The sequence below is a fragment of the Clostridium nigeriense genome, assembly GCF_900086595.1.
Lineage (GTDB): Bacteria > Bacillota > Clostridia > Clostridiales > Clostridiaceae > Clostridium > Clostridium nigeriense.
This window is the reverse complement of the sequence record NZ_LT575472.1, coordinates 1,385,181-1,409,179: the sequence shown is the minus strand read 5'-3', so window position 1 is coordinate 1,409,179 and position 23,999 is coordinate 1,385,181. Positions and strand designations below refer to the sequence as shown.

Below are 23,999 nucleotides of genomic sequence, written 5' to 3'. Positions count from 1 at the left end.
AATATTCTATGATTATCCATTTTTTTCGTTATTTTGACATAAAATTAGCTAATCAAAAATGCTTTCTATTAAAGTTATATTAATTTAATAATATAAGCTACTTAAATAAGGGGAGTTGCATAAAAACAACTCCCCTTATTTAAAATAGTTTAATATTTTATTCTACTTTTAATAATAATCCTGACTTCTTCAATATTGGTCTTATTGCATTATATATTACTACTACTAATATTGTAGAAACTACTGCATTAATAAAGGTAGTAACCGCACTTAATTTAGCTAAAATAGCAGCTGCATCTTGAGGTTGTCCCAATATAAATTGTTTATAGAAAAAACCAACTATAGGATCTGCAATTACATTAAAAGCTAATCCTCCAATAGATGCAATTATACTCCACTTTAAAATATATTTTTTATCATTACTTTCACTGATATTAGCAATTTTATGTGCAATTAATCCAGTAATTAATCCAATACATAATTTTAAAATAAAAGTTTTAGGCGCTACCATTATATATACAGGATCTATTATATCTGCAATAGTCATACCTATTGCTCCTGCTAATCCTCCATACCATCCCCCAAGTAACAATGCAGCTAAAACACAAAATGTATTTCCAATATGAAGTGAAGTTGCATCACCTCCAGGTACAGGTATTTTAATTTGTAAATAGGTAAATGATACGAAGCATAATGCTGCTAATAATGCTGTTTGACTTATTTTTTTTAATCTTGTTTGTTTATTCAAAACAATTGCCCCCTTCTGGTAAAACTTACTATAAGTTTACAACCTTATAAAGTTTCAGTCAATTGTATCGATACAAGTTTCTTGATGTATTTCTATTTTATTAAAAACTATAGTATTAATCCATTTTGAGTATAAATACAGCTAAAGAAAGTGATATTATTGTAGATAAAACTATAGTTATAAATGTAGAAAATAATATATTTACTCTAAATTTATTTATTTCAATCAACATAAATCCTATAAAAATACCATATGCTATTATAATATTTTTTACAGTTTTAAATGTAATCTTATTATTAATAATAGATTTATATCCAAAGTATATAAAAACATATGCCATAAGTATAATTGGAACATATGCTTGATTGAGTGACAAACTTTCAACTTTTATAAAAGTACTAAATTTATATATTTCCATATGAAGTTTTAGAATTGGAATATATGATAAAATTAGCATTAATATTGATAAAAACCATGAAAATAAATATCCTTTTTTCTTTAATATGAAAAATAATGCACAAGATATTATTCCAGTAAAAATTGATATTTTTATAATATCTTTTTCGGCTTCTCTATCTTCTCTTGAAAATAAGGTATTGTCATTATTTAATATAATAGAAACTTCATCTGATGGAGCAATTTTTTTAAAATTTTTAAATTGAAGAAAATTACTACTACTTTTTAAAAAGTATTTTTCTGTATCATTTGGATTAGATTCTCTACCAAAAGTTATAATATTATCTAATATAGGTACTTCAGAACTTATATTAACTGTTAAATTCTTTACACAGTAATAATTACTTATACCTTTTAATATAAATTTGGAATCTTTCTTTATATCTGGCCTTACTTTGTAAGTTACAGTAAATTTATAATTACCAGGAGTTTTAGGAATTTTCATATATATATCATCTACAATTTCTACTTCACTATTACTTATATTAACATCACTTATTATATCTTCAAAATTACCTTTCCAGAGAGTTATATAATCATCGTAAGGGTAGAAACTATCTCCAGAAACATTTATCTCAAAATTTCTTTCAATTATATAATCTTTAGATTTAGTAATATTAATATTTATACTATCATTATTCACAAAATAAGGATATTTTCTAAGTGGGGCATTTTTAAAGGTTCCATTACTTAATTTTCCTTGTAATATAATACTATTAACATTTGTTGATTCTATAATAATTTTATTATCTTTTACATAATATCGAGCTAAATTATTTTTTATATTCTCATATGATCTATTAATTAATCTCATCTCCGAATACTTCCACTCATCAATATACCTTATTTCAGCTTTAAATTTCTCCACCTTTGTATTTAAATAATCTAGCAAGTCTAAATCTATATAATCTCCATCCTCTTCTTCATCATCATAATAATTAAGAGTATATTTAATTACATATCTTTTATCTCCTTCTATTAATTCATTTGCATCTCCTAATCTTAAGCATATATTACCTCCATATGAATCCATTTCAACAGAAGCTCCTTCAACCAATACATCAGATATCTCCCACTTATCATCCATATTAGATAATCTAATATCTCTTCTTATACCTTCACTTGCTTTATTAAAATATGCATCAATTACTTCTGTAATAAAAAATTGTTTTTTATCATTTACTTCTATACTTAAATTTACATTCTTTATATAATAACTATCATTATAATAGATCTCATCATCAGCTTTAACTTTAATTGTTGTTGATAAAAAATTTATTATAAACAAACCCATCAACATTACCCTTATTAACCTTTTAAACTTTCTCATATTTACATCCCCCTCATTAAATACCCTATGTAATAATTATTACATAAAAATATTTTAAATGATATTTAACATTCTATATTTTTTAAGAATAAAAAAAGTACACCAATTACTTTTAATAATTGATGTACTTTTTTTATTATTTATAATTTTATAAATTAATTTGCATTATATACTTTCTCATCTAACATATCTTCAGATTTTGCAACTACTACACTTGTTGCAGCATCTCCTACTACATTTAAAGAGGTTACTAGCATTTCTATTGGTCTGTTTATAGCAAGTATTAATGAATAAGCAAGTATTGCTCCGTCATTATTATATCCCATTCCTGATAATACTGTGAAAAGTATTATAGCTCCTGCTCCTGGTGCTGCCGGAGTACCAACTGATGCTATCAATGCTATTAATGCTATTACTATTATATTACCTACTGTTACATTATACCCTGCTGATGATGCTATGAATATTGTTGCTATAACTTGCATTATAGCAGTACCATTCATGTTTACTGTCATTCCAAGTGGTAATATAAATGAAGCTATATCCTTATCAACACCTAGTTCTTCAGTAGTAGTTTTTGTATTTAAAGGTAATGTTGCTGCTGAAGATGAAGTTGAGAATCCAAATAAAGCAACCTTCCCCATTTTCTTTACGAAATTAATTGGATTCAGTCTAGCCCCTACAGCTACAAATATTGCATATCCAAATATTAAGAATAATAATAAAGTAAATATTGTAACTACTACATATACTAAAGCTGGTTTTAAATTATCTATACCATATATTGCAAAAGTTCTTGTTATAAGAACAAATATTGCTATTGGTCCAAACTTTGTTATTACAAAAGTTAAAAATACAGTGATAATAGAATTAACTTCTTCTAATACAGTCTTTAAAACTTTAATTTTATCTCCTAAGTTATTAATACATAAACCCGTAACTACAGCTATAAATACTACAGCTAACACTTCGCTATTTTTTGAAAAAACAGATAAAATATTATTAGGTATTACATTTACTATTACAAGTAATGGATTAGTAGAACTTGCTACTCCTGCTTTTGCAGCTACATTTTCTACATTTGCTGTAAATAGCCCTAAATTTTTAATTATAAATCCTATTACCCCAGCTAATGCTAATGCGAAAAATGAAGTTATTAAAAATCCTGATATAGTTTTAAATGAAATACGTCCAAGCTTCTTTGTATCACTTATTTTACACATAGCTAGTGCAATAGAAGTAAATACCATTGGCACAATTATAAGCTGAAGAGAATTAACAAATAATTGACCTATAATATAAAATATTCCTATGGCACTTGTGGCCCCTTCTGCTGATATATCTTGGAATAAAATATTATTTATCTTTGTCCAAATATCTGCATTTCCGTTTGCAATTAAATTTTCTCTTAGTAATAAGCATCCTATACCTGCAATTAGTCCTAAAACTAAAGCAATTGCCATTTTTATAGCTACTCTGTTATTGTTGTTTACTTTCATCTTACCTTCTCCTAATTAGTTATTTCCCTATTTGTGAGACCTAAACAACTACATAAGGTTTAATATACTTAACTTATGACTTTCTTATTACTTTGTTTTTACTTTTGTTTACTTAAGTAAAAAAAGCCTTCCTAATAAGGAAGGCTATGATAACTCTTTCATTTGCTTTTCATTGTAATTTGTACACAATTAAAAAGCTTAAATTTATAAGTATACTATAACTTCCTTGCTGATTTCTCGAATCAATTTAAAGGGATTTTTTTATTATATTATCATTGAACACAAGGCTTGTCAATCTCTGTCGAAGTTCTTTTTTAAATTATAAATAAATTTAAATTTTCTAAATATTCCTTTAATATATATTTATTTTTCAATTCAAATTCTAAAAGTTATATTAATTTTATATATCCTCATCTTATAGTTATTTCTTAATAATTAAAATTGACACATCTTTTTTATGTTTTTATAATAAATATTGATTTTTTTATAAGTAGGTGATTTATTTGTATTTAATTATTTCAGTAACATTATTAATTGTAGTATTTACTTTAGCTGTATTTAGACCATCCCTTAGAAAATTATTAATACTTATTAACGCCCTTATATCTTTAGTTTATATTCTTTGGAGAATTACAGCTATTCCCCATAATACTATTACAAGTTTTATATTAGGATTAATATTATACTCAGCAGAATTACTAGGATTAATATCCTTTTTAAACTTTCAATTTTTATTTACTAAGCGATATAATCTTATTCCTAAATCACTATCAGATTTTAAAGATGGATATATTCCTACTGTTGACGTATTAATTTGTACATATAACGAACCTCTAGATTTGTTAAAAAAGACTATAGTAGCAAGTAAAAACCTAAATTATCCTAAAAGTAAATTTAAAGTTTATATTTGTGATGACGGCAAAAGAAATGAACTTAAAAAATTATGTGAAAATTTTAATGTTAACTATATTACTAGAGAAGATAATAAAGGTGCTAAAGCAGGTAATATTAATAATGCTCTTAATAATATAGATGGAGATTTATTTGCAGTTTTAGATGCAGATATGATTCCTAAAAAAGACTTCTTAAATAAAACAGTTGGTTATTTTTCTAATAAAAACACCGCTTTTGTACAAGCTCCTCAGGTTTATTACAATCAAGATATGTATCAATATAATTTAAGTAAACATATACCAAACGAACAAGATTTTTTTATGAGGGATATAGAAGAAGCAAGGGCAGCAATTAATGCAGTATTACACGTTGGTACTAATGCTGTTTTTAATAGACAATATGTTTTAGATATTGGTGGTTATCCAACATGCTCAATTACAGAAGATATGGCTGTTGGTATGCTACTTCAAGCTCAAGGGTATGAGTCAGTTTTTATTAACAAAGAATTGGTTCTTGGTTTAAGCGCTACAACCTTTTCTGAGTTAGTTAAGCAAAGAGATAGATGGTGCAGAGGAAATTTACAGGTAATAAAACATTTTAATATCTTCTTTAATAAAGGGCTTACTTTTCCTCAAAAAATAGCTTATTTTGATGGAGTTGTTTATTGGTTATCAAGTATTCAAAAACTTATTTACATATTATGTCCTATAGTTTATCTTTTAACATCTAATTTAATTATTGATGCAACTATAAAAGATTTATTAACTATGTTTACTCCTTTTATTTTAGGGCAGTTTTTAGTATTTAAAACACTATCTTCTAAAACACGAAGCGTAAAATGGTCTCATTACTATGAAATTGCAATGGCACCACATATATCCCTTTCTGTTCTAAAAGAATTATTAGCTATTAAAATTAATTTTAATGTTACTTCAAAAGATATAACTTCAAACAAAAAATATTTTCAATTTAAGATTGCTCTTCCCCATATTATTATAGGAATTATAACTATAATATCATGGATAGTAGGTACTCTTTCTCTAAACGGTGAAATAGGCAACTTTTCTGCTTATTTAATTAATATATTTTGGAGTTTTTATAATTTGTTGGGAATTATAACATCAATAAAGGTTGCTTACCAAAAGCCAATATATAGAAAAAGCGAAAGAATAAAAATATCAGGTACAATACATACTAAAATAATTCATAATAACAATTTATTTGAAGGTAATCTACATGATATATCTGAAACTGGATTGGGCATATTATTAAATTCACCTTATAACTTTAAAGAAAATTCTCTTGTAACTGTTGAATTTAATAACATATGTTTAAATTGTAAAGTTAATAGAGTAAATAAAAACTTACTTGGATTAACTTATGTATCACTTACCGATAATAATTACGAAAACATTATGGATATATATGTAAATAACATATCTTCACATTACAACACAAAAATTAGCTAAAATAACAAAATTCCCATAATAGATAATTAATTATCTATTATGGGAATTACTAATAGCTAGTTAAAACTAATACTTTAACTTATCTATAATTTTCTTGTAGTTTTAATTCTATTTTTTTATTTCTATATAAGAAGACTTGCTCCTTTTAATCCTGCATCATCACCAATTTCTGCAACTCTTATATCTAAGGTATCTGGATTTAAAATTTTATCCTTAACTTTTTCTTCAATTATTGGAATAAGTGATGTATTATATAAAATTACAGAACCACCTAATACTATAACTTCAGGATCTGCAACAGATATTACATTGGAGATTCCCTTTGCTAAATTATCACATAACTCATCAACTAACTTTTTGATTTCTCTATTATTGTTTTTATATAGTTCAAATACTTCTGGTGTTTCTATCTTTTTCCCTAAAATATCACTAGCTTTTCTTGCTATATTAGGTCCACTACATTGCCCCTCTAGTCCACCTTGAACTAATCCTGAGTGACTATATTTATCTTCATTTATTATTAAATTGCAAATTTCTCCTGCAGAACTATTTGCCCCATTTACTATCTTATTATTTATAATTAAAGCTCCACCTACACCAGTTGATACAGTAATATAAAATACACTTTCAGCTCCCTTTGCAGAACCTACCACAGCTTCTGCTAATCCAGCTACATTAGCATCATTATTTATTTCCGTCTTTAAAGAAGTTTTTTCTTCAATATATCCTTTAACACTAAAGTTTTCCCACCCCTTTAAATTTGGTGCTTTAAGTATCTTTCCTTCCTTTATGTTTAAAGGTCCTGGGCATCCAATTCCTATACCCTTTATCCCTTTACTCTTCCAATTAATATTTATATAATCTATAACCTTATCTAAGTTGTATTCTGGACCTTTTTCCACTTCATTTTTTATTTTAAATTTATCTATTATATTTCTTTCTTCATCTAATAAAGCTGTTCTTACATTTGTTCCGCCTATATCTATACCTACTATATAATTCATATATTTTCTCCTCTTTTACATTTTATCTATACAACTGGATAACTCTTTAATACAGTAATATTTCCTTTAATTACATAATCACCTAGGTTTGCTGGAATTAAAAGACTATCGCCCATTTTTATTTCTTCTTTAAAATCTTTACCTTCTATAATTCCATTACCTTCTACACAAGTATACATATCAAACTTTTCTATATCACTTGAATCTTTATAATCTGATTCTATAGTTATTTTTTCTATACCAAAGTACTCATTTTTACATAATAAACTATGATTATATCCCTCATATTTAACTTCTTCTCTTTCACTTAAGTTTTCACATTGAATATTAAAATTTATAACATCTAATGCTTTTTCAACATGAATTTCTCTTGGTCTTCCATAATCATAAACTCTATATGTCACATCGCTATTTTGCTGAATTTCTGCAATTATAACCCCCTCACATATGGCATGGACTAATCCACTATTTATTAAGAAACAATCGCCTTTTTTAACTTCTATTTTATTTAAATAACTTTCTACATCATTATTTTTTATAGATTCTTCAAATTCTTCCTTAGTACATTTTTTAGTTCCTACTATTAAAGAAGCTCCTGGTTTTGCATCCATTACATACCAAGCTTCTGTCTTACCATAATCTCCTTCGTATTTAGCTGCATATTCATCACCTGGATGAACTTGAACTGATAACTTTTCCTTGGAATTAATTAATTTGATAAGTAGTGGGAATTTTTCTAATGTTACTTTTTCTCCAACTAATCCATGTCCATATTCCTTTATTAAATCATCGAATCTTTTACCTCTTAATTCTCCATTTTCTACTACACCTGTGCCATTTGGATGACATGCTATATCCCAAGTTTCTCCTATATTTCCTTCTGGCATATTATCTCTAAAGGCTTCAAAATCTCTTCCACCCCATATTTTTTCATAATATAAATTTTCAAATTTAATTGGGTACATAAAACCACTCCTTATCTAACGTTAATTATTTAAAATCCATTATTTTTTGAAACTTCTTTTATCCAATTTCCTGATTTTTTAATTTTCTTTTCTTGAGTTTTTAAATCTACTGAAATAAAACCATATCTGTTTTTGTAAGCATTACACCATGACCAACAATCTATAGGTGTCCAAGTATGATAACCAAAACAATTAGAACCTTCTTCTATTCCCTTATGAAGATATTCCAAATGCTCTTTAAAGAAATCTATTCTATAATCATCATCTATAAATCCCTTTTCATTAATATATTTCTCTTCACCTTCTACTCCCATTCCATTCTCAGATATAAACCATGGTATATTATTATAATTATCTCTTATATTTATGGAAATATCATAAATAGCCTTAGGATATATCTCCCACCCCCTATAAGGGTTCATTCTTCTTCCTGGCATTTCATAATTATCAAAGTATTTATCCGGCATCCACCCTAATGAATCATCATAATTTGATTCTTTTGCCTTTACTCTTCTTGGCTGATAATAATTTACCCCTAAAAAATCTACAGTATTATTTTTAATAATACTCATTTCCTCTTCAGTAGATTCCCACATTACATTATCATCTTCTAGTAACTCTACTAATACCTTTGGAAACTCTCCCTTTACAGCTGGATCTAAAAATGAATTATTAAAAAAGCTATCTACAATTTTAGCAGCCTTTAAGTCTTCAATATTTTCTGTGCTTCTTGGATATGCCGGAGTAAGATTTAGAATTATACCTATTTTACCATCCTTACTACATTCTAAAGTTCTAAATCTTTCTATAGCCTTTGCTGAAGCTAAATTTAAATTATAAAGAGTTTGAACTGCTTTTTTACCATCGACTAATTTAGGATAGTGAAATTTATATAAATATTGACCTTCAACAACAACTATTGGCTCATTGAATGTTGCCCAAAACTTCACTCTATCTCCAAATAATTCAAAGGCTGTTTCTGCAAATTTTACAAATAAATCTACAACGTGCTTTGATGTCCATCCCCCATACTTATTATATAATTCTACTGGTAAGTCAAAGTGATGTAAATTCATTACTGGAATCATTCCATTTTTTATTATTTCATCTATTACACCATTGTAAAATCTAACTCCATCCTCATCTGGTTCTCCAGTTTCTAAATCTTTTATAAGCCTTGTCCATTGAATTGATGTTCTAAAACTATTTAGACCTATTTCCTTAAGCATAGCTATATCAGACTTATAACTATTATAAAAATTAGAAGTAACCTGTGGTCCTACATTATCAAAGAATATTTCAGGTTCAACTTCATACCAATAATCAAATACATTTTTATGTTTCTTATTAAAACTTCCTTCAGATTGTGGTCCTGATGTAGCTGATCCCCACCAAAATCCTTCTGGAAATATATATTTATTGCCCATGTTTTTACCTCCTACAATTATATTTCTCTCAAATAATCACAAGTATATTTTACAACTTCTCTTATTCTATATAATTCACTTTCCTTATTTGTTTTTCTCCATATAACCGAATAATCATAAAACCATTCTTCAAACTTTTCTGCTAAATTCTTAGCACTATACTCCTTGCTACTTTCATTATATATTTCATTCATTATTATTATAAAAAATATAATATTTATTAATGAAATTCCTCTTGCAGCAATTATAAATTCTTGTATATCTTCTTTTTTACTTGAACTTAATAATAACAGTCCTAGTTTTTCTTCTATTTCTAAGGCATTTTTATATTTACTTAATAAATCCTCTGTATTTATTCTTTTCATTTTTTCAAGAAGTTCATCTTTTATAGTCTCATTAGTATTGAATTTTTCCTTCCATATAACTAATTCTGACCATCCCATTTCTTGACATTTACTTAACTCAGATAATAATGAAACTAATTTACCACTATCATCTTTAAACTCTAAAATGGAAATATTTTTATACATTTCTTCAAAGTTTTTTTCTATCTCTGGATTCCAAGATAATGCTGCTCCATATATCATAGCTGGAATAGAGCTTGGCCATAAATTAACATGTCCATAATCTCCCCAATTAGTATTTGAAACTCCTATCGCATTATATTTTACCCCAAAGGATACCATCCTATAGATGTTTTCAAATGCATTATCCATAAGATTCATTAAATGGCTCCATCCACCTACTCCAGGACATACATATTGTTTTCTTCCACTATCTGCAATTATCTTCGTATCTTTTTCTGTTACACCACACCAATAATTCCAATTTAAGCATATAACATCTTTATCTATCTCATTTATTAACTCAGGATGATTTAATATAACATCTCCCCAAAACATTATTTTCTTATCATACTTTTTCACTATTGAAATTACTTGATTTAAAAAGTTAATATATAATCTTCCTACACCAAGCTTATTAGCTAAATCTAAGCTTTTTTTCTTTCCTAAATCAAAGGTCTCATCGCAGCATATATTAAATTTATTAGATGTAAATAAAGGAATAAATTCCTCCAGCATATTTTTTACTAATTTTATACTATTATCATTACTAACATCTAAGGTATGATGAGCCATTCTATCAACAAAGGAATACTCATTGTCATCATTACCCATTTCACATAAATCTCTAAAAGATTTACTTCTTAATACCTCATATAAATGACCAAAAGTAGATATTGACGGTATAAGCTCTATATGCCTTTCTTTACAATATTTATCTAATAAAATAATTTCCTCTGAAGTTAGTGGATCCTTGTCTAACCATACTTCACTCATTCCCTTAAAAGCAAAGGTATGCTCTATATATAATTGAATTTCATTAATTTTATATGAAGCAGCCTTATCTACTATATCCATTAAAGTTTCTAACTTAGGCACTTTTCCTCTAGTAACATCATGGTAAAATCCTCTGTGTTTAAAATAAGGTTTATCTTCAATTAATACTCCAGGTAAACTTGATCCATTTTCCTTTATTATTTGTATTAAAGTTTGAACTCCATAAAAAATACCACTTGCACTTCCTGCACTTATTTCTATATGGCTATTAGTTATTTCTAAGTTATAAGCTTCCTTATCCATCAAAAAGTTTTTCTTTAAAACTATATAGTTTTTATAAAGTTCTTCATTGAAGGCTTTTCTTATATTAGCTTTAAACCCTAAAATACCTTGAATTTCTTTTTGCAATAATAAAGCGGATTCTAAATCACTAAAGTCACATTTATAATCTAGTATTATTTCTAAATCTCTTTTTATCTTAAAAATACCATCTATATTTTTAATTTTTCTAGGCATAGGAATTAAATTCATACTTACATCTCCTCTTTTAGCTGGCATTAAAATTATTCAACTGTAATTTCATCAACAAACATAAATGCCGGTCCCTCGCCTGCCATAATACTCCACTCTGGACATATCTCTTCATTTTTTGCAAATATCCTTATATATCTTGCTTTTCCAATATAGCTTGCAGAAATATCTTCTACTGCAACTTCTTTTCTTGGAATAGAATTTTTATAATAAATTCTTTTTATATCTGTAAAGACTTCTCCATCTGATGAAACCTTAAAATCTATAAATCTAGGATAATAAATCCATGCTCTAGTATCCTGCAGAAAACCTACAGTTACTTTTCTTATATTTTTTTCCTCTCCTAAATCCACTATTACATTTAAATCTTCATGATATCCAAGCCAGTTACCATCTGTGTAATCCTCACTACCTTTTTTTCTATCTATTAAATCATATACACCATTTTTATTATATTTCTTTATATCTACTGGAGTCGTAAAACTCTTTATATCTTTAATTAATAAAGATGAATAAAATCTTCCCTCTTCTATTTCACTTTCTTTGTATCCTTTTCTAAAAGCCTTAGCCTTAATTATTAAAGGTTCTTTTATTACTATAGGCTCCTTATAAAGTAAAGAGCTTAAATTAGGCTCACTTCCATCTAAAGTATATCTAATTTCTCCTTCTTTATTAGGATTTTCTATTATAACTTTTTCAGTTATAGAGGGTCTCATTACCAGTGTCTTTGGAAAAATTCTAGGTCTTAATGCCCTTGGAAGTAATTTTGATTTAACTTTTATTCTTTTATATTTGGGTATATATTCATCTACTTCTTTTTTGTTTTTTAAATAATAATCTGAATAAAATACCTTATTATCTGCTACTTCTTCCTTCTCTACTGAAATTCTTATTTCATTATCTTCTGAATTAATTATAATGGAGGAATCTTCTTTTAATATAAACTCACCTTTTATTAAATAAAGAGAGTATGTAAAATTATTATGCTCACATATTATTTCCTTTTTATTTGCATACTTTAAGATAGGAAATTTATTAATATGTAACCCTAAATTCTTGTTTATATCTTCCTTTATTATAATTTCAGATTCCTTACATAAGATTTCTATAGTTGAATTATCAATAGTTTTCCAAAGTGTTTTATAAGTAGCATCATCTAATACAGAAAAATTTGGTTCATATCCTTTTATATAATCTAATTCCTTTAAATTATTTATTCTTATCAAATCTATTGACGCTCTTTTGTTATCATCACTCCAGTAATGAGCATTTAATATTGGAAGAGCATCAAATATACTTTCATTAGATTCTAATGTATTATCATAATATCTTGATTTATAATTTTCATTAAAAATATGCATATCTCTTATAGATAGATTCATATTTTCATAAAGAAAACTTATTCTATAAAATCTACTGTTATACCACATAATCCTTAAGTTATCTTTATTCCAATCCTCTGATGCGGTTAAAGTTGTTGGAGGTGTAAGCTTATACTTGTTCTTAAACCATCTTCCTGTTTCCTTTAAGGTTTCTACTCTAATCTTTCCTTCACTTGCTAGGGATTTTATATATGGAATTTGAAGTTCATACCCCTTTCTCATTGTATTCCATAAAAAAGTATTTTCTTGACCAGCTTGTACATAAGAAAATCCTAATACTTCTTCATTAGTATGCCTTTCAAATAACCATTTGACCCAATCCTTATTTTGAGCAATTACTGCTGCTGGTTCTAAAGTATAAACACCATTTACAGATTTTCTTAATCCATCCTCAAATGCATATATAGGATCTGGTGCTAACATTCTAAAAATAGGTAAATCTAATTGCATTTCCTTATTTTGAGATGGCATATATTCATTTATTTTACTAGGGTAATACCCTTGATTAAAATATCCACCCCATAATGTAAATCCATCTGTTCCAATTTGATCTCTACATATAGCAACAGCTTCAATACTATACTTTTCTTTTAAATACTCTAAGGTCACTATATCTATTACCCAAGACCCCACTGACTTAGGATAGTAACCAAAGATTTCTTTAAAATCTTTCATATAAACATCTACCATTTTTATTCTATCTTCTATAGAGTAACCTAATGAATACCCTATGTTTACATGATCATCTACTGGAGTATTTCCCTTCCACTTAACCCCTGATTTTTCAGCTAGTTGTTTATCTATTTCCCACCATATTCCAACTTCATCATAATCATCAATGCTTTCCTTTATTAAATTACTAAATCTTTCATCTATTAAAGCATCATATTTTAGTGCATAAGTTGCTGGAAGTCCATATTCTTTTAATATTTCTAACTGATGAATTATAGTTTTAAAATCATCATAAACAAATTCACCACTTGGATATACTGTTTTTCTTATAAAATTATATATATTTACTATTGTAGGAGCCTTTATTTCATTTTTATTATACATATATCAAAAATCCATTTTATCCTTAACTATATTAAAATTTAAAGGTAATAAAATACCTTAATTTTAGTAAAAAAATCTAGATATAGTATTACCTTTATTGTCTAATAATTTATTATAGTAATTATTTTAACTTAACTTTAAATGTCTTTATTTCAAAAGGATTTATTGTAAAGTTAATTCTATTTCCATCTACATTTACATTTTCTAAATCTCTTTCTAATAAGTTACATTCTATAGCATTTTCTATATCATTTAAGAATGTTAATGTAGCATTTGTCTTTTTATTGTGGAATTCATACATTCTAACTATTAAATGATCAGTATCTTCTGCTTTCTTTATAACTTCTATCATTATATTTTCTTTATTTACTTTAGCTAAGCTTAGTTCACTTGGTAACTTACCTGAATGCGCTTCTTCAACCTTAGCAAATAGAGGTACATTTAGTTGATAAGCTTGGTTTGCAGTCTTAGCTTCCTTCCATGTTCCTGTATGTGCGTATATTGAATATGTGAAGAAGTGTTCTTCCTTATCCGCATCTGGATTTGGATCACATGATGATTTTAATAATGTTAATCTCATGTTACCATCTTTTATATCATGTCCATACTTAGAATCATTTAATAATGAAACTCCAAAATCCCCTTCAGATAAATCTGCCCATTTATGTCCACAAACTTCAAATGCTGCTACATCCCAAGATGTATTATTATGAGTTGGTCTAGTTACATTTCCATATTGTATTTCATAAGTTGCTTCCTTAGCATTTATTTCTACTGGGAATGCTGCTTTCACTAACACATCTCTTTCTTTCCAATCAGCATAAGTATTGAAATCTATTCTTGGAATATCATTATAAACATATATCTTTTGAACTATTGTTGATTCAAGGAACTTTCTTTCTATCTTTAATGTACTTCTTACTGGTCCTCTTTCTATAACTTCAATGTTTTGAACATCATCTATTTTCCACATTTTTTCCTTATAATAAATATCTATATCCCAGTTATCAAAGCACATTGGCTTATCTTCAAAAGCTTGAATTTCATTAGCTACTGTTCCAGCTTTTAATATTTCTCTATTAGCTTCTTTATTTATAAAGGAAGTAATTTGTCCTTTTTCATCAAATATTACTTTAAAGAATTTATTTTCTGCATGAGAGTTAGTTACATCTACAACGTCCTTTGATGTTTTAGTAGCTTCAACTATTTCAAATGATTTATATCCATTAGCAGGTATTCCTTTTGCAAAGAATATTGCTTTATTTTCTTCTATTCTTTGACATACTACTTCTTCACCATTTTCATCTAATATAGCTGGATTTGTTATATCACTTGGAACTTCAAATGTTACAATATCATCTCTATCAAAACCTAAAGTATTATTTACTACAACACTTCTCTTAGATAAATTAATATTGTTATTGATGTTATCCATACCACTATCTATTAACCCATTAACATTTTCTAATAATTCCTTATATTCTACCTCTGTAACATCATAAACTTCTTTAATTGATGATCCTGGTATAATGTCATGGAATTGATTTAATAAAATTGTTTCCCATGAATTATTTATACTTTCTTGAGGATAGTTATTTCCAAGTAACATAGATAATGAATTAACTTTTTCAGCTGCAGTATATAGGTTTTCACATTTTCTGTTATCTCTCTTATTTCTTGCCATTGATGTATAAGTTCCTCTATGGTATTCAAGATATAATTCTCCAACCCACTTTGGTAACTTCTTATTACCTGAAACTTTTTCTTCTAATCTCTTGAAGTAATCTAAAGACGTACCCATTTTAACTCTTGGAGCTCCTGGAATTCCCTTTGATAATCTTCTTGCATTTTCAAGCATTTCTAAAGTAGCTCCGCCGCCACCATCTCCCCATCCAAAGGAAATTAAAACATCATTATTTAAATTCTTGTTTTGGTATCTTCTCCAAGCACCCATTACAGCATCTGGTTGAACGTGTCCGTTATATGTTGTAAAGTGTGAGTCTCTATCTTGTCCAGGTCCTGTAGTTGTTATAAAGTGTGTTAACACTTCACTTCCGTCTATACCTCTCCACATAAATGTATCATTTGGTATTTTATTAAATTGGTTCCAAGCTATCTTAGTTGTCATAAAATAATCAACATCAGACTTTTTAAGAATTTGAGGTAGTGCTGCTGAATAACCAAATACGTCTGGTAACCATAGTATCTTGTTATCTACATTAAATTCTTCCTTAAAGAATCTCTTTCCATGAAGTATTTGTCTTACTAGTGATTCTCCAGATGTAACATTACAATCTGCTTCAAGCCACATTGCACCTTCTGGTTCCCATACACCTTCTTTTACTTTTTCCTTTACTTTCTCATATACCTTTGGATGATCTTCTTTTAACATCTTATATAATTGAGGCTGAGAAGACATAAATATATATTCAGGATATTCTTCCATTAGTTTTAATACTGTTGAGAAGCTTCTTGCAACTTTTTCTCTAGTTTGAGCTACAGTCCACATCCAAGCTACATCTATATGTGTATGTCCTACGCAAGTTGCAATTACATCTTCGTGTCCACATAATTCCCCATAGAATTTATCATTTAAGAATTCATTTGCCTTCTTAACACTTTCATCATATTCTTTTGATTTTGGTCTTCTTAAATCAATTAAGTTTATAGCATCATTTAAAACAGTTATCATATCTACTCTGTTTTTATCTTCTTTGTCTAATTCCTTACAAACATCTACAGGAACTTTTAAATTCCAGTATAGTTCTCTTGAATCCATATCTATTTCTACTAATTTACCATGTAAAGTAGCTTTTTTATCAGCTAACATTCCAGCATAAGCATGTAAATCTATTTCATATTTTGTTCCTGGAACAGCATCATGAGTTAAGATAACTTCTCTATGATTAATATCTACTCCTTGTATATGCTCTCCATTTACATATAGAATAAATTGAGGATTAGTAGCATCCCAACCTTCTTCGAAAGTATGGAAGTTAAGGGCTATAGTTTTCCCTGCAAATTCTTCTGGAACTTCTACAGAGCACTTAAACCATCCATGCTTATCTCTTCCTCCCCATAAATCTCCAGTTTTAAATTCTCTCCAACCATCCTTTGGAGCATCCTTAATTAAATCTATATTATGATAGTTACCATCTATATACATATAGTTTTCAAGATTCACTTGATTTCTATATACATTTTTCGCAATTTCGTTGCAAGTCTTGTCAATTCTTTCTAATAAATAAAACATATTCTACTCTCCTATGATCATTATTTTATATTATTATTTTTTATTATTTTTATTATTATTTACTATTCTTTTACAGCTCCAACTGTTAATCCACTTACAAAGTATCTTTGGAAGAATGGATATGCACATACAATTGGTAGTGTACTTATAACTACTATAGCCATTTTCACTGTTTCCTTCGGCATTTTAGCAGCTTCTTGAACTGCTGTAGTTCCTAATATTGCAGAATTATTAACTAAGAACTCTATAGAAGTTTCCAGTTTAATTAGAAGGTATTGTAATGGTATTAAATTATTTTTATCTATATAAAGCATTGCATTAAACCAGTCATTCCAAAATCCTAGGGTTAAAAATAATGCTATAGTAGCTATTGCTGGAAGTGATATTGGTAAAACTATTTTTACAAATAGTAGAAACTCTGAAGCACCATCTATTTTTGCTGATTCTATAATGGCATCGGGTACAGTAGTCTTAAAGAATGTTCTTAGTATTATAATATTAAAAGAACTTACGCAAATTGGAAGTATAAGTGCTAATAAATTATTTTTAAGCCCTAAGAACCTTGTTACTACTAAATATGATGCAACCATACCACCTGAAAATAACATTGGAATAAATATTAATTTTGTAAAGAAACCTCTAAAGGCAAAGTTTTTTCTTGATAATGCATAAGCATAAGTTGTCATTATTGTTAATCCTAAAAGTGTTCCTGTTACTGTTACGAATATAGTTATTCCATAAGATCTAAGTATATTACTACCAGACTCAAATATATATCTATAAGCTTCTAAGCTCCACTCATCTGGCCAAAATTTATATCCATTAGCCTGCAAAGCTTGTTCACTAGTTAACGAAATAATTAAAACGAATAAAAATGGTAATATACAAAGTGCTGCTAAAGTAGCAAATAATATATTTAAAAGTACATTAGTTGATTTTGATATTGAGTTAAATTTAGTTACATGTTCTGTTTCTTCATTTAGATTCTTTTCCTTTTTAATTCCGAATCTATGCTTTATTTTTTCTATCATTTTTACACCACCTTTATTTTAGAAGAATGCATTTTCATTATCTACTTTTCTAACAATTCCATTAGTAACCAAGATTAAAACAAGTCCTACAAAGGATTGATATAGAGCTGCTGCTGAACTCATTCCAATGTTACCTAAGTTTGTTAATCCTCTATAAACATAAGTATCTATAACGTTAGTTACTGAATATAATGCTCCTGAGTTCTTTGGAAGTTGATAGAATAATCCGAAGTCTGCTCTAAACATTCCTCCAATAGCAGTTATAAACATTATTATTAAAACTGGTTTTAATGATGGAAGAGTTATATACTTTATTTGTTGCCATTTACTTGCTCCATCTATCATTGCTGCCTCATAATAAGACTTGTCTATTCCGCAAATAGATGCTAAGTAAATAACTGTTCCATATCCAATGCCTTTCCATTGACTCATAAAGATTAGTATGAAAATCCAGTATTTAGATTCCGTATACCAAGATATCTTTTCTCCACCTAAAGATGTAATAATTCCATTTATATATCCTTTTTCTGGACTTAAAAATGCAAATAAGCAATAGCTTACAACAACCCAAGATAAGAAATAAGGTAGAAACATTGAACTTTGATAAAATTTTGATAGTCTCTTGTTTAGTAATTCCTTTAGCAATATAGCTAATGTAACCGGAAGAACTATTCCTAATATTATAAATACAAGATTATATAAAACTGTATTTCTTGTAATAAGCCAAGCATCACTACTATTAAATAAGAACTTGAAATTATCCAATCCTACCCATTCACTTTTTATTAAGCTTTCTATAAAGCCTCCACTTATTTTCCAATTCTTAAAAGCAATTATAATCCCTACCATAGGTAAATAAGCAAATATTAAAAACCATATGGTTCCCGGTAACGTCAAAAATAAGAATTCCCTATTATCTTTTAATTTTTTAAGCCATGATTTATTGTTCTTTTTATCTAATTTTTTAACTTTAGACATTGCTTTAACTCCTCCCTTTGTAAACGTTTCTTGAGCTACTTAAAATATATCACAGATACTATTTACCTTTAAAGTTGAAATAATTTAGATTTAGTGAATAAATTAAAGAAATAAAAGAGATAAATATTATATTCCTTGCTCCGTCGTAAACTCCAAGTCGCCGTCATACAATATTTATCTCTTTACACACCGAAGGTAATAATTCCTCATTCCTCGGAATTATAAATTTTTTCTCTGTTCTATGTTTATGGCAAGCTACAAGTCACTCTTCAAGATATTTTAATACTTCAAAGCCGAAAAAAAGAATTTATAAAAAGTTATCCAAAGAATAATCTTTTTATAAATTCCTCATATCTTTATTTAGTAGTTTTTCATTTCTCTTAAAGTAGATGGAGAAACTCCATAATACTTTTTAAATTTTCTATAAAAATAACTTGTATCCGCATATCCAACTTCTTTTGATATATCATTTATCCTCATGTTGGTATTTAGTATTAATTCCTTAGCTTTCATATTTCTTGTTTTATTTAAATACTCTGAAAAAGAATTGTCTGTTTCTTTAGAAAAAATTTGACCTAAATAAGAACTATTAATATTATATTGATTTGCTAAAGTTTTCAAACTAAGCTCCTCATAATATCTATCATTTATTACATTAACTATTTGCTGAACTATAGGGCTGTACTTAACAGTGTTCATATACATAGATTCTATAAGTTCTTCCAACTCTCTTATTATAAATGACTGTACACTTTCTCTAGTGCTTTCATTACATAACTGAATTATAGTGTTACTTAAACTATCTTTTCCATATTTTTGATCAAGCTTTAATTCATTTGATATATTATCAATTAATATTATTACCTTTATTGAAAAATCATATATATTTTTAGGAGTTAATTTTTTATCATCTAATATATCAACTATAAACTTTTCTAAATCTTTAATATTTTTTTCAATAATTAACTTATTAATATAATCTATTTCCTCTTTAAAATTTCTATTATCTTCTTTCACTTCTTTAATTTTTTCTTTATATATACATTGATTAGTACCCTCTGTTAAGATATACTTTTTCAAATTATTTGCAGTATTATAGCTTTTACTCAATTCTTTTATATCTAAGACCAAGTCACCAATTGATATGAATATGGATTCATTAGACTCCTTAGAAAGCTTGTCCTTAATATCTTCATAGTATTCAATTACTTTGTTTCTACTTATATCTTTGTCCCAAGAGTTTATTAAAATAGCCTGGTCATTATATTTATGTAAAACTTCATAATTATCCTCTGTGTATTTTTCTATTATTTCGCTTATATTTATATAAGGACTTTCCTTATCTTTTTTAGCTATAATTATATTAGCTATAGTATAGGCTTTATTTTCTATATCAATAGATATTGAGTCTTTTATATCATAAATATAATTTTCATTTAATTTATTCTCTATATACTCTATTAGTTTTGTATTTTTATCTAATATTTTATTTTTTTCTTGCTTTTTATCATCTAAATCTTTAACTATATTAATAAGAGTTTCTTGAAGTTCTTCTTCATTTATAGGCTTTAAAATGTAACTTTCTACTCCATATTTTATAGCTTCCTTTGCATAGGTAAATTCATCATATCCAGTTAAAATTATAAATTTAGTTTTTGAATTTATTTTTCTAACTTCTCTAATCAATTCTAGTCCTGTTAGTCTTGGCATACTAATATCAGTTACTATAATATCTACAGGCTTGGACTTAAATTTTTCTAAGGCATCATATCCATTTTGAGCAGTTTCTACTACCTTTAACCTAATATCCTCCCATTCAATTATGTTCATTAAACCTTGTATTATTAATTTTTCATCATCAACTAACATTACATTATACATTCTCTACACCTCTTTACATGATATCTTTACAATCAAAGTAATACCTCTATCTTCATTTGCTTCTAATCTTACACCATAACCTTCACCGTATTCATTTATTAATCTTTCATTAACATTAGATATACCAATTGAACTTCCTAATTGTTCTCTTTGAAGTAATTTATAGTTTATAATTTCTAAAGCTGTTTTTGTAATACCTTTACCATTATCAATTATTTTTATAAAAATATCATTTTCTTCCTTCGCTACTTGTATTTTTAATAAGTTATCACAATCCTCAAGTCTTATTCCATGAACAAAATAATTTTCAATTAAGGGTTGTATTGTAAATTTTATTATCTTATAGTTTTCTAATTCTTTTGGACAATTTATTTCAAAGTTAAAACTATCATAGTATCTAAATTTAAATATTTCGATATATTTACTACAATAATTCAATTCATCCTTTAAAGTTATTATATTACTATCCTTTACTTGCTTTCTAAACAAGAATGAAAGAGTATATAACATCTTACCTACTTCTTTATCACCATTGCATATAGCCTTCATTCTTATAGATTCTAATGTATTATATAAAAAATGTGGATTTATCTGATTTTGAAGTGCCGTCATTTCAGCCTTTTTCTGTTCAATTTGGGATAAATATATTTTTTTAATATATTCATTTAAATCCTTACACATTTTATTAAAATTCTCAGATATATAATTAATCTCATCATTATCTGAAGTAATAGGAATTTCCACTTCTAAGTTACCATTTTTAACTTCTTCCATTGCCACTAATATTTTATCGGTCCTATCACTTAAAAACTTTAATTTTATATATATTATAGATAAAGATATAATTAATACTAAAGCATCTACAAATACTATAGAGTTTATCAACCCAATTGGAACTTTATTAACTTCTCTTTTTGCTATCTTAGCTACTGAAGTTATCCCTAGGGGATTAGTTGTTTTATTTATATAATATCCTTTATCTAATTTTGCTTCTTTATCACTATTCACTATTTCATTATAATATTTATATTTTTCATATTCATATTCTTTGTTTGAACTATGAACAATGTATCCATCATTATTTAATATAATTATTTCATACTTATTTTCATATTTCTTAAATACATCTTTTATATGGTTTAGATTATACTTAAGTACTATTACACCTTGACCTTTTAAATTAATAGGGTTTCTAATTTCTCTAACAAATTCTATTGTATTTTTATCTGTAAAAATATTATTAAAGTTTCCCTCAACCAAAAGATCTTTTGGATCTGTTTTTTTAGTTTTAATTTGATTTTTTCTATTAAAAGAATTTATTTCATTTCTATCATAACTAATAAATGATATTTCCTCCAAACTATCATTTAATCCAAATGATAGCCATACAAATCTCTCTATTCCATTATAATAATAGCTACTACTATCTGAAAATTTATCTAATTTATTCTTTAAATAAGAAACACTATCAGTACTCATAAAAAGTAATATATCTTCCAGTACACTAATATCACTATACATATTTTCAATTATACTATTACTTGAATTACTTATTTTATTTATCTCATCATTAACATCATATACAACCTTTTCATTAATGTAGGTATTTCTTTCTACATTATTTTTGAAGAATCTATTAATAAAATAAAAATCTAGTGTTCCTATTAAAAAAATAGTAACTAACATATATGTTGCAAATAATCTTTTGTATATTGTTGATTTTTTTATCTCCATTGTATTTATCCTTTCAAAACTTCTATAAGTATATTTAATCATATTAAATTCCATAGTAAAAGCTTTTCATAAGTGCTAATTTATATTTTTAGTGAACTTTTTCTATATATTAATGCAATTTATACATTAAAAATTGAATTTATTAATTTAATAAATTATACTTACTTATACAAGTAAACATTTACGGAGGGTTTTTTATGTTTAATAATTTTTTTAACTTTGAAAAGATCTTCGATGCATTTAACTATGTATTTTGGTTTTTTCTATTAAATTTAATCTTTATGCTCTTCAATATTCCTATATTACTTTTCATTTTATTTATTGGTATCAGTAATTTATTTAACTATTTTCCTTTATTTTTAATTTGTTTACTTCCAACAATGCCAAGCCTTACTATCCTTCTTTATTGTATGAATAAAATAATAGTAAATAAAGACTTAAATATTATAAAAGATTTTACAAATGGATTTAAACTAAATTTTAAGCAAGGATTTATTATTTGGTTCTTTGAAGTTATTATATTTTTGACACTTTATTTTAATATTCGATTTTTTTCAACAATTAAATATAACCTTATTTTAGTTTGTATATTTTATGGAATAACTACTATTTTAATTGCTGTTACTCCATTTATATTTATACTTCTTAGTAAGTTTAAAATGAAGAGTATTGATTTATTAAGAACTTCTTTTATTCTATGTTTTACAAGACCTATACTATCAATAACAAACTTATTATTATTTGTGATTATGCTTATATTATTTGAGATAACACCTGGAACAACAATACTTTTTATTTCTAGTTTATTATCTTTCTCATTGATGTTTATTAATAAGTCATTATTAACGGAACTTGAAGACTTATCAAAAGAACAAAATATAGCTTAACTTATTTTAAAAGTTTTATATTGTACAAACTCTTAAAAGATAGAATTTTTTATAGAAATATACCTTTATATACTTTATTATTTGCTGAAAACATCTACAATGTAGATGTAAACTTCTTGTATATTTTTATTTTT

The 23,999-nt window shown here is 26.5% G+C and carries 15 protein-coding genes; 2 read left to right on the top strand and 13 right to left on the bottom strand.

Annotated elements, in window-relative coordinates; all coding sequences use genetic code 11:
* Positions 1-157: 157 nt before the first annotated feature.
* The 3 genes from BN6774_RS06705 to BN6774_RS06695 form a co-directional block, all read right to left on the bottom strand.
* Entirely contained in the window at positions 158-748 is a 591-nt protein-coding gene (locus BN6774_RS06705) for an ECF transporter S component (protein ID WP_066891600.1), read from the bottom strand.
* Positions 749-863: 115 nt separating this feature from the next.
* Positions 864-2,534 (bottom strand): hypothetical protein, encoded by a 1,671-nt coding sequence (locus tag BN6774_RS06700; RefSeq protein ID WP_066891597.1) that lies wholly within the window; start codon positions 2,532-2,534, stop codon positions 864-866.
* Between the two features lie 155 nt (positions 2,535-2,689).
* Positions 2,690-4,033, bottom strand: a complete 1,344-nt coding sequence (locus tag BN6774_RS06695) for a dicarboxylate/amino acid:cation symporter (protein WP_066891594.1) — start codon at positions 4,031-4,033, stop codon at positions 2,690-2,692.
* 503 nt (positions 4,034-4,536) lie between these two features.
* On the opposite strand from BN6774_RS06695, the gene BN6774_RS06690 reads away from it, so the two are divergent.
* Positions 4,537-6,396 (top strand): glycosyltransferase, encoded by a 1,860-nt coding sequence (locus BN6774_RS06690; protein WP_066891591.1) that lies wholly within the window; start codon positions 4,537-4,539, stop codon positions 6,394-6,396.
* A gap of 122 nt (positions 6,397-6,518) precedes the next feature.
* Here BN6774_RS06690 and BN6774_RS06685 read toward each other — a convergent pair whose 3' ends face one another.
* From BN6774_RS06685 to BN6774_RS06640, 10 genes are all read right to left on the bottom strand, one after another.
* Entirely contained in the window at positions 6,519-7,400 is an 882-nt protein-coding gene (locus tag BN6774_RS06685; RefSeq protein WP_066891588.1) for an ROK family protein, read from the bottom strand.
* A 26-nt stretch (positions 7,401-7,426) separates the two neighbouring features.
* Entirely contained in the window at positions 7,427-8,365 is a 939-nt protein-coding gene (locus BN6774_RS06680) for a type I phosphomannose isomerase catalytic subunit (RefSeq protein ID WP_066891584.1), read from the bottom strand.
* A gap of 29 nt (positions 8,366-8,394) precedes the next feature.
* The gene (locus BN6774_RS06675) at positions 8,395-9,792 is read right to left on the bottom strand and encodes a glycoside hydrolase family 1 protein (RefSeq protein WP_066891581.1); all 1,398 of its coding nucleotides are present in this window, start codon (positions 9,790-9,792) and stop codon (positions 8,395-8,397) included.
* 17 nt (positions 9,793-9,809) lie between these two features.
* Positions 9,810-11,663, bottom strand: coding sequence for a beta-N-acetylhexosaminidase (locus BN6774_RS06670; protein ID WP_066891577.1), 1,854 nt, complete (start codon positions 11,661-11,663; stop codon positions 9,810-9,812).
* A 32-nt stretch (positions 11,664-11,695) separates the two neighbouring features.
* Positions 11,696-14,101, bottom strand: coding sequence for an FN3 associated domain-containing protein (locus tag BN6774_RS06665; RefSeq protein WP_084766925.1), 2,406 nt, complete (start codon positions 14,099-14,101; stop codon positions 11,696-11,698).
* A 121-nt stretch (positions 14,102-14,222) separates the two neighbouring features.
* On the bottom strand, positions 14,223-17,354 hold the full coding sequence (locus tag BN6774_RS06660; RefSeq protein WP_066891574.1) for an alpha-mannosidase: 3,132 nt from the start codon (positions 17,352-17,354) through the stop codon (positions 14,223-14,225).
* 62 nt (positions 17,355-17,416) lie between these two features.
* Positions 17,417-18,385 carry a carbohydrate ABC transporter permease gene (locus BN6774_RS06655; RefSeq protein WP_066891571.1) on the bottom strand — a complete coding sequence of 323 codons (969 nt, stop codon included), beginning with the start codon at positions 18,383-18,385 and terminating at the stop codon, positions 17,417-17,419.
* 18 nt (positions 18,386-18,403) lie between these two features.
* Positions 18,404-19,363: an ABC transporter permease gene (locus BN6774_RS06650; protein ID WP_066891568.1), complete on the bottom strand. Its 960-nt coding sequence runs from the start codon at positions 19,361-19,363 to the stop codon at positions 18,404-18,406.
* 360 nt (positions 19,364-19,723) lie between these two features.
* Entirely contained in the window at positions 19,724-21,244 is a 1,521-nt protein-coding gene (locus BN6774_RS06645) for a response regulator transcription factor (protein WP_066891566.1), read from the bottom strand.
* Positions 21,245-21,247: 3 nt separating this feature from the next.
* Positions 21,248-22,978, bottom strand: coding sequence for a sensor histidine kinase (locus BN6774_RS06640; protein WP_066891563.1), 1,731 nt, complete (start codon positions 22,976-22,978; stop codon positions 21,248-21,250).
* 197 nt (positions 22,979-23,175) lie between these two features.
* On the opposite strand from BN6774_RS06640, the gene BN6774_RS06635 reads away from it, so the two are divergent.
* Positions 23,176-23,865: a DUF624 domain-containing protein gene (locus BN6774_RS06635; protein ID WP_066891562.1), complete on the top strand. Its 690-nt coding sequence runs from the start codon at positions 23,176-23,178 to the stop codon at positions 23,863-23,865.
* Positions 23,866-23,999 lie beyond the last annotated feature (134 nt).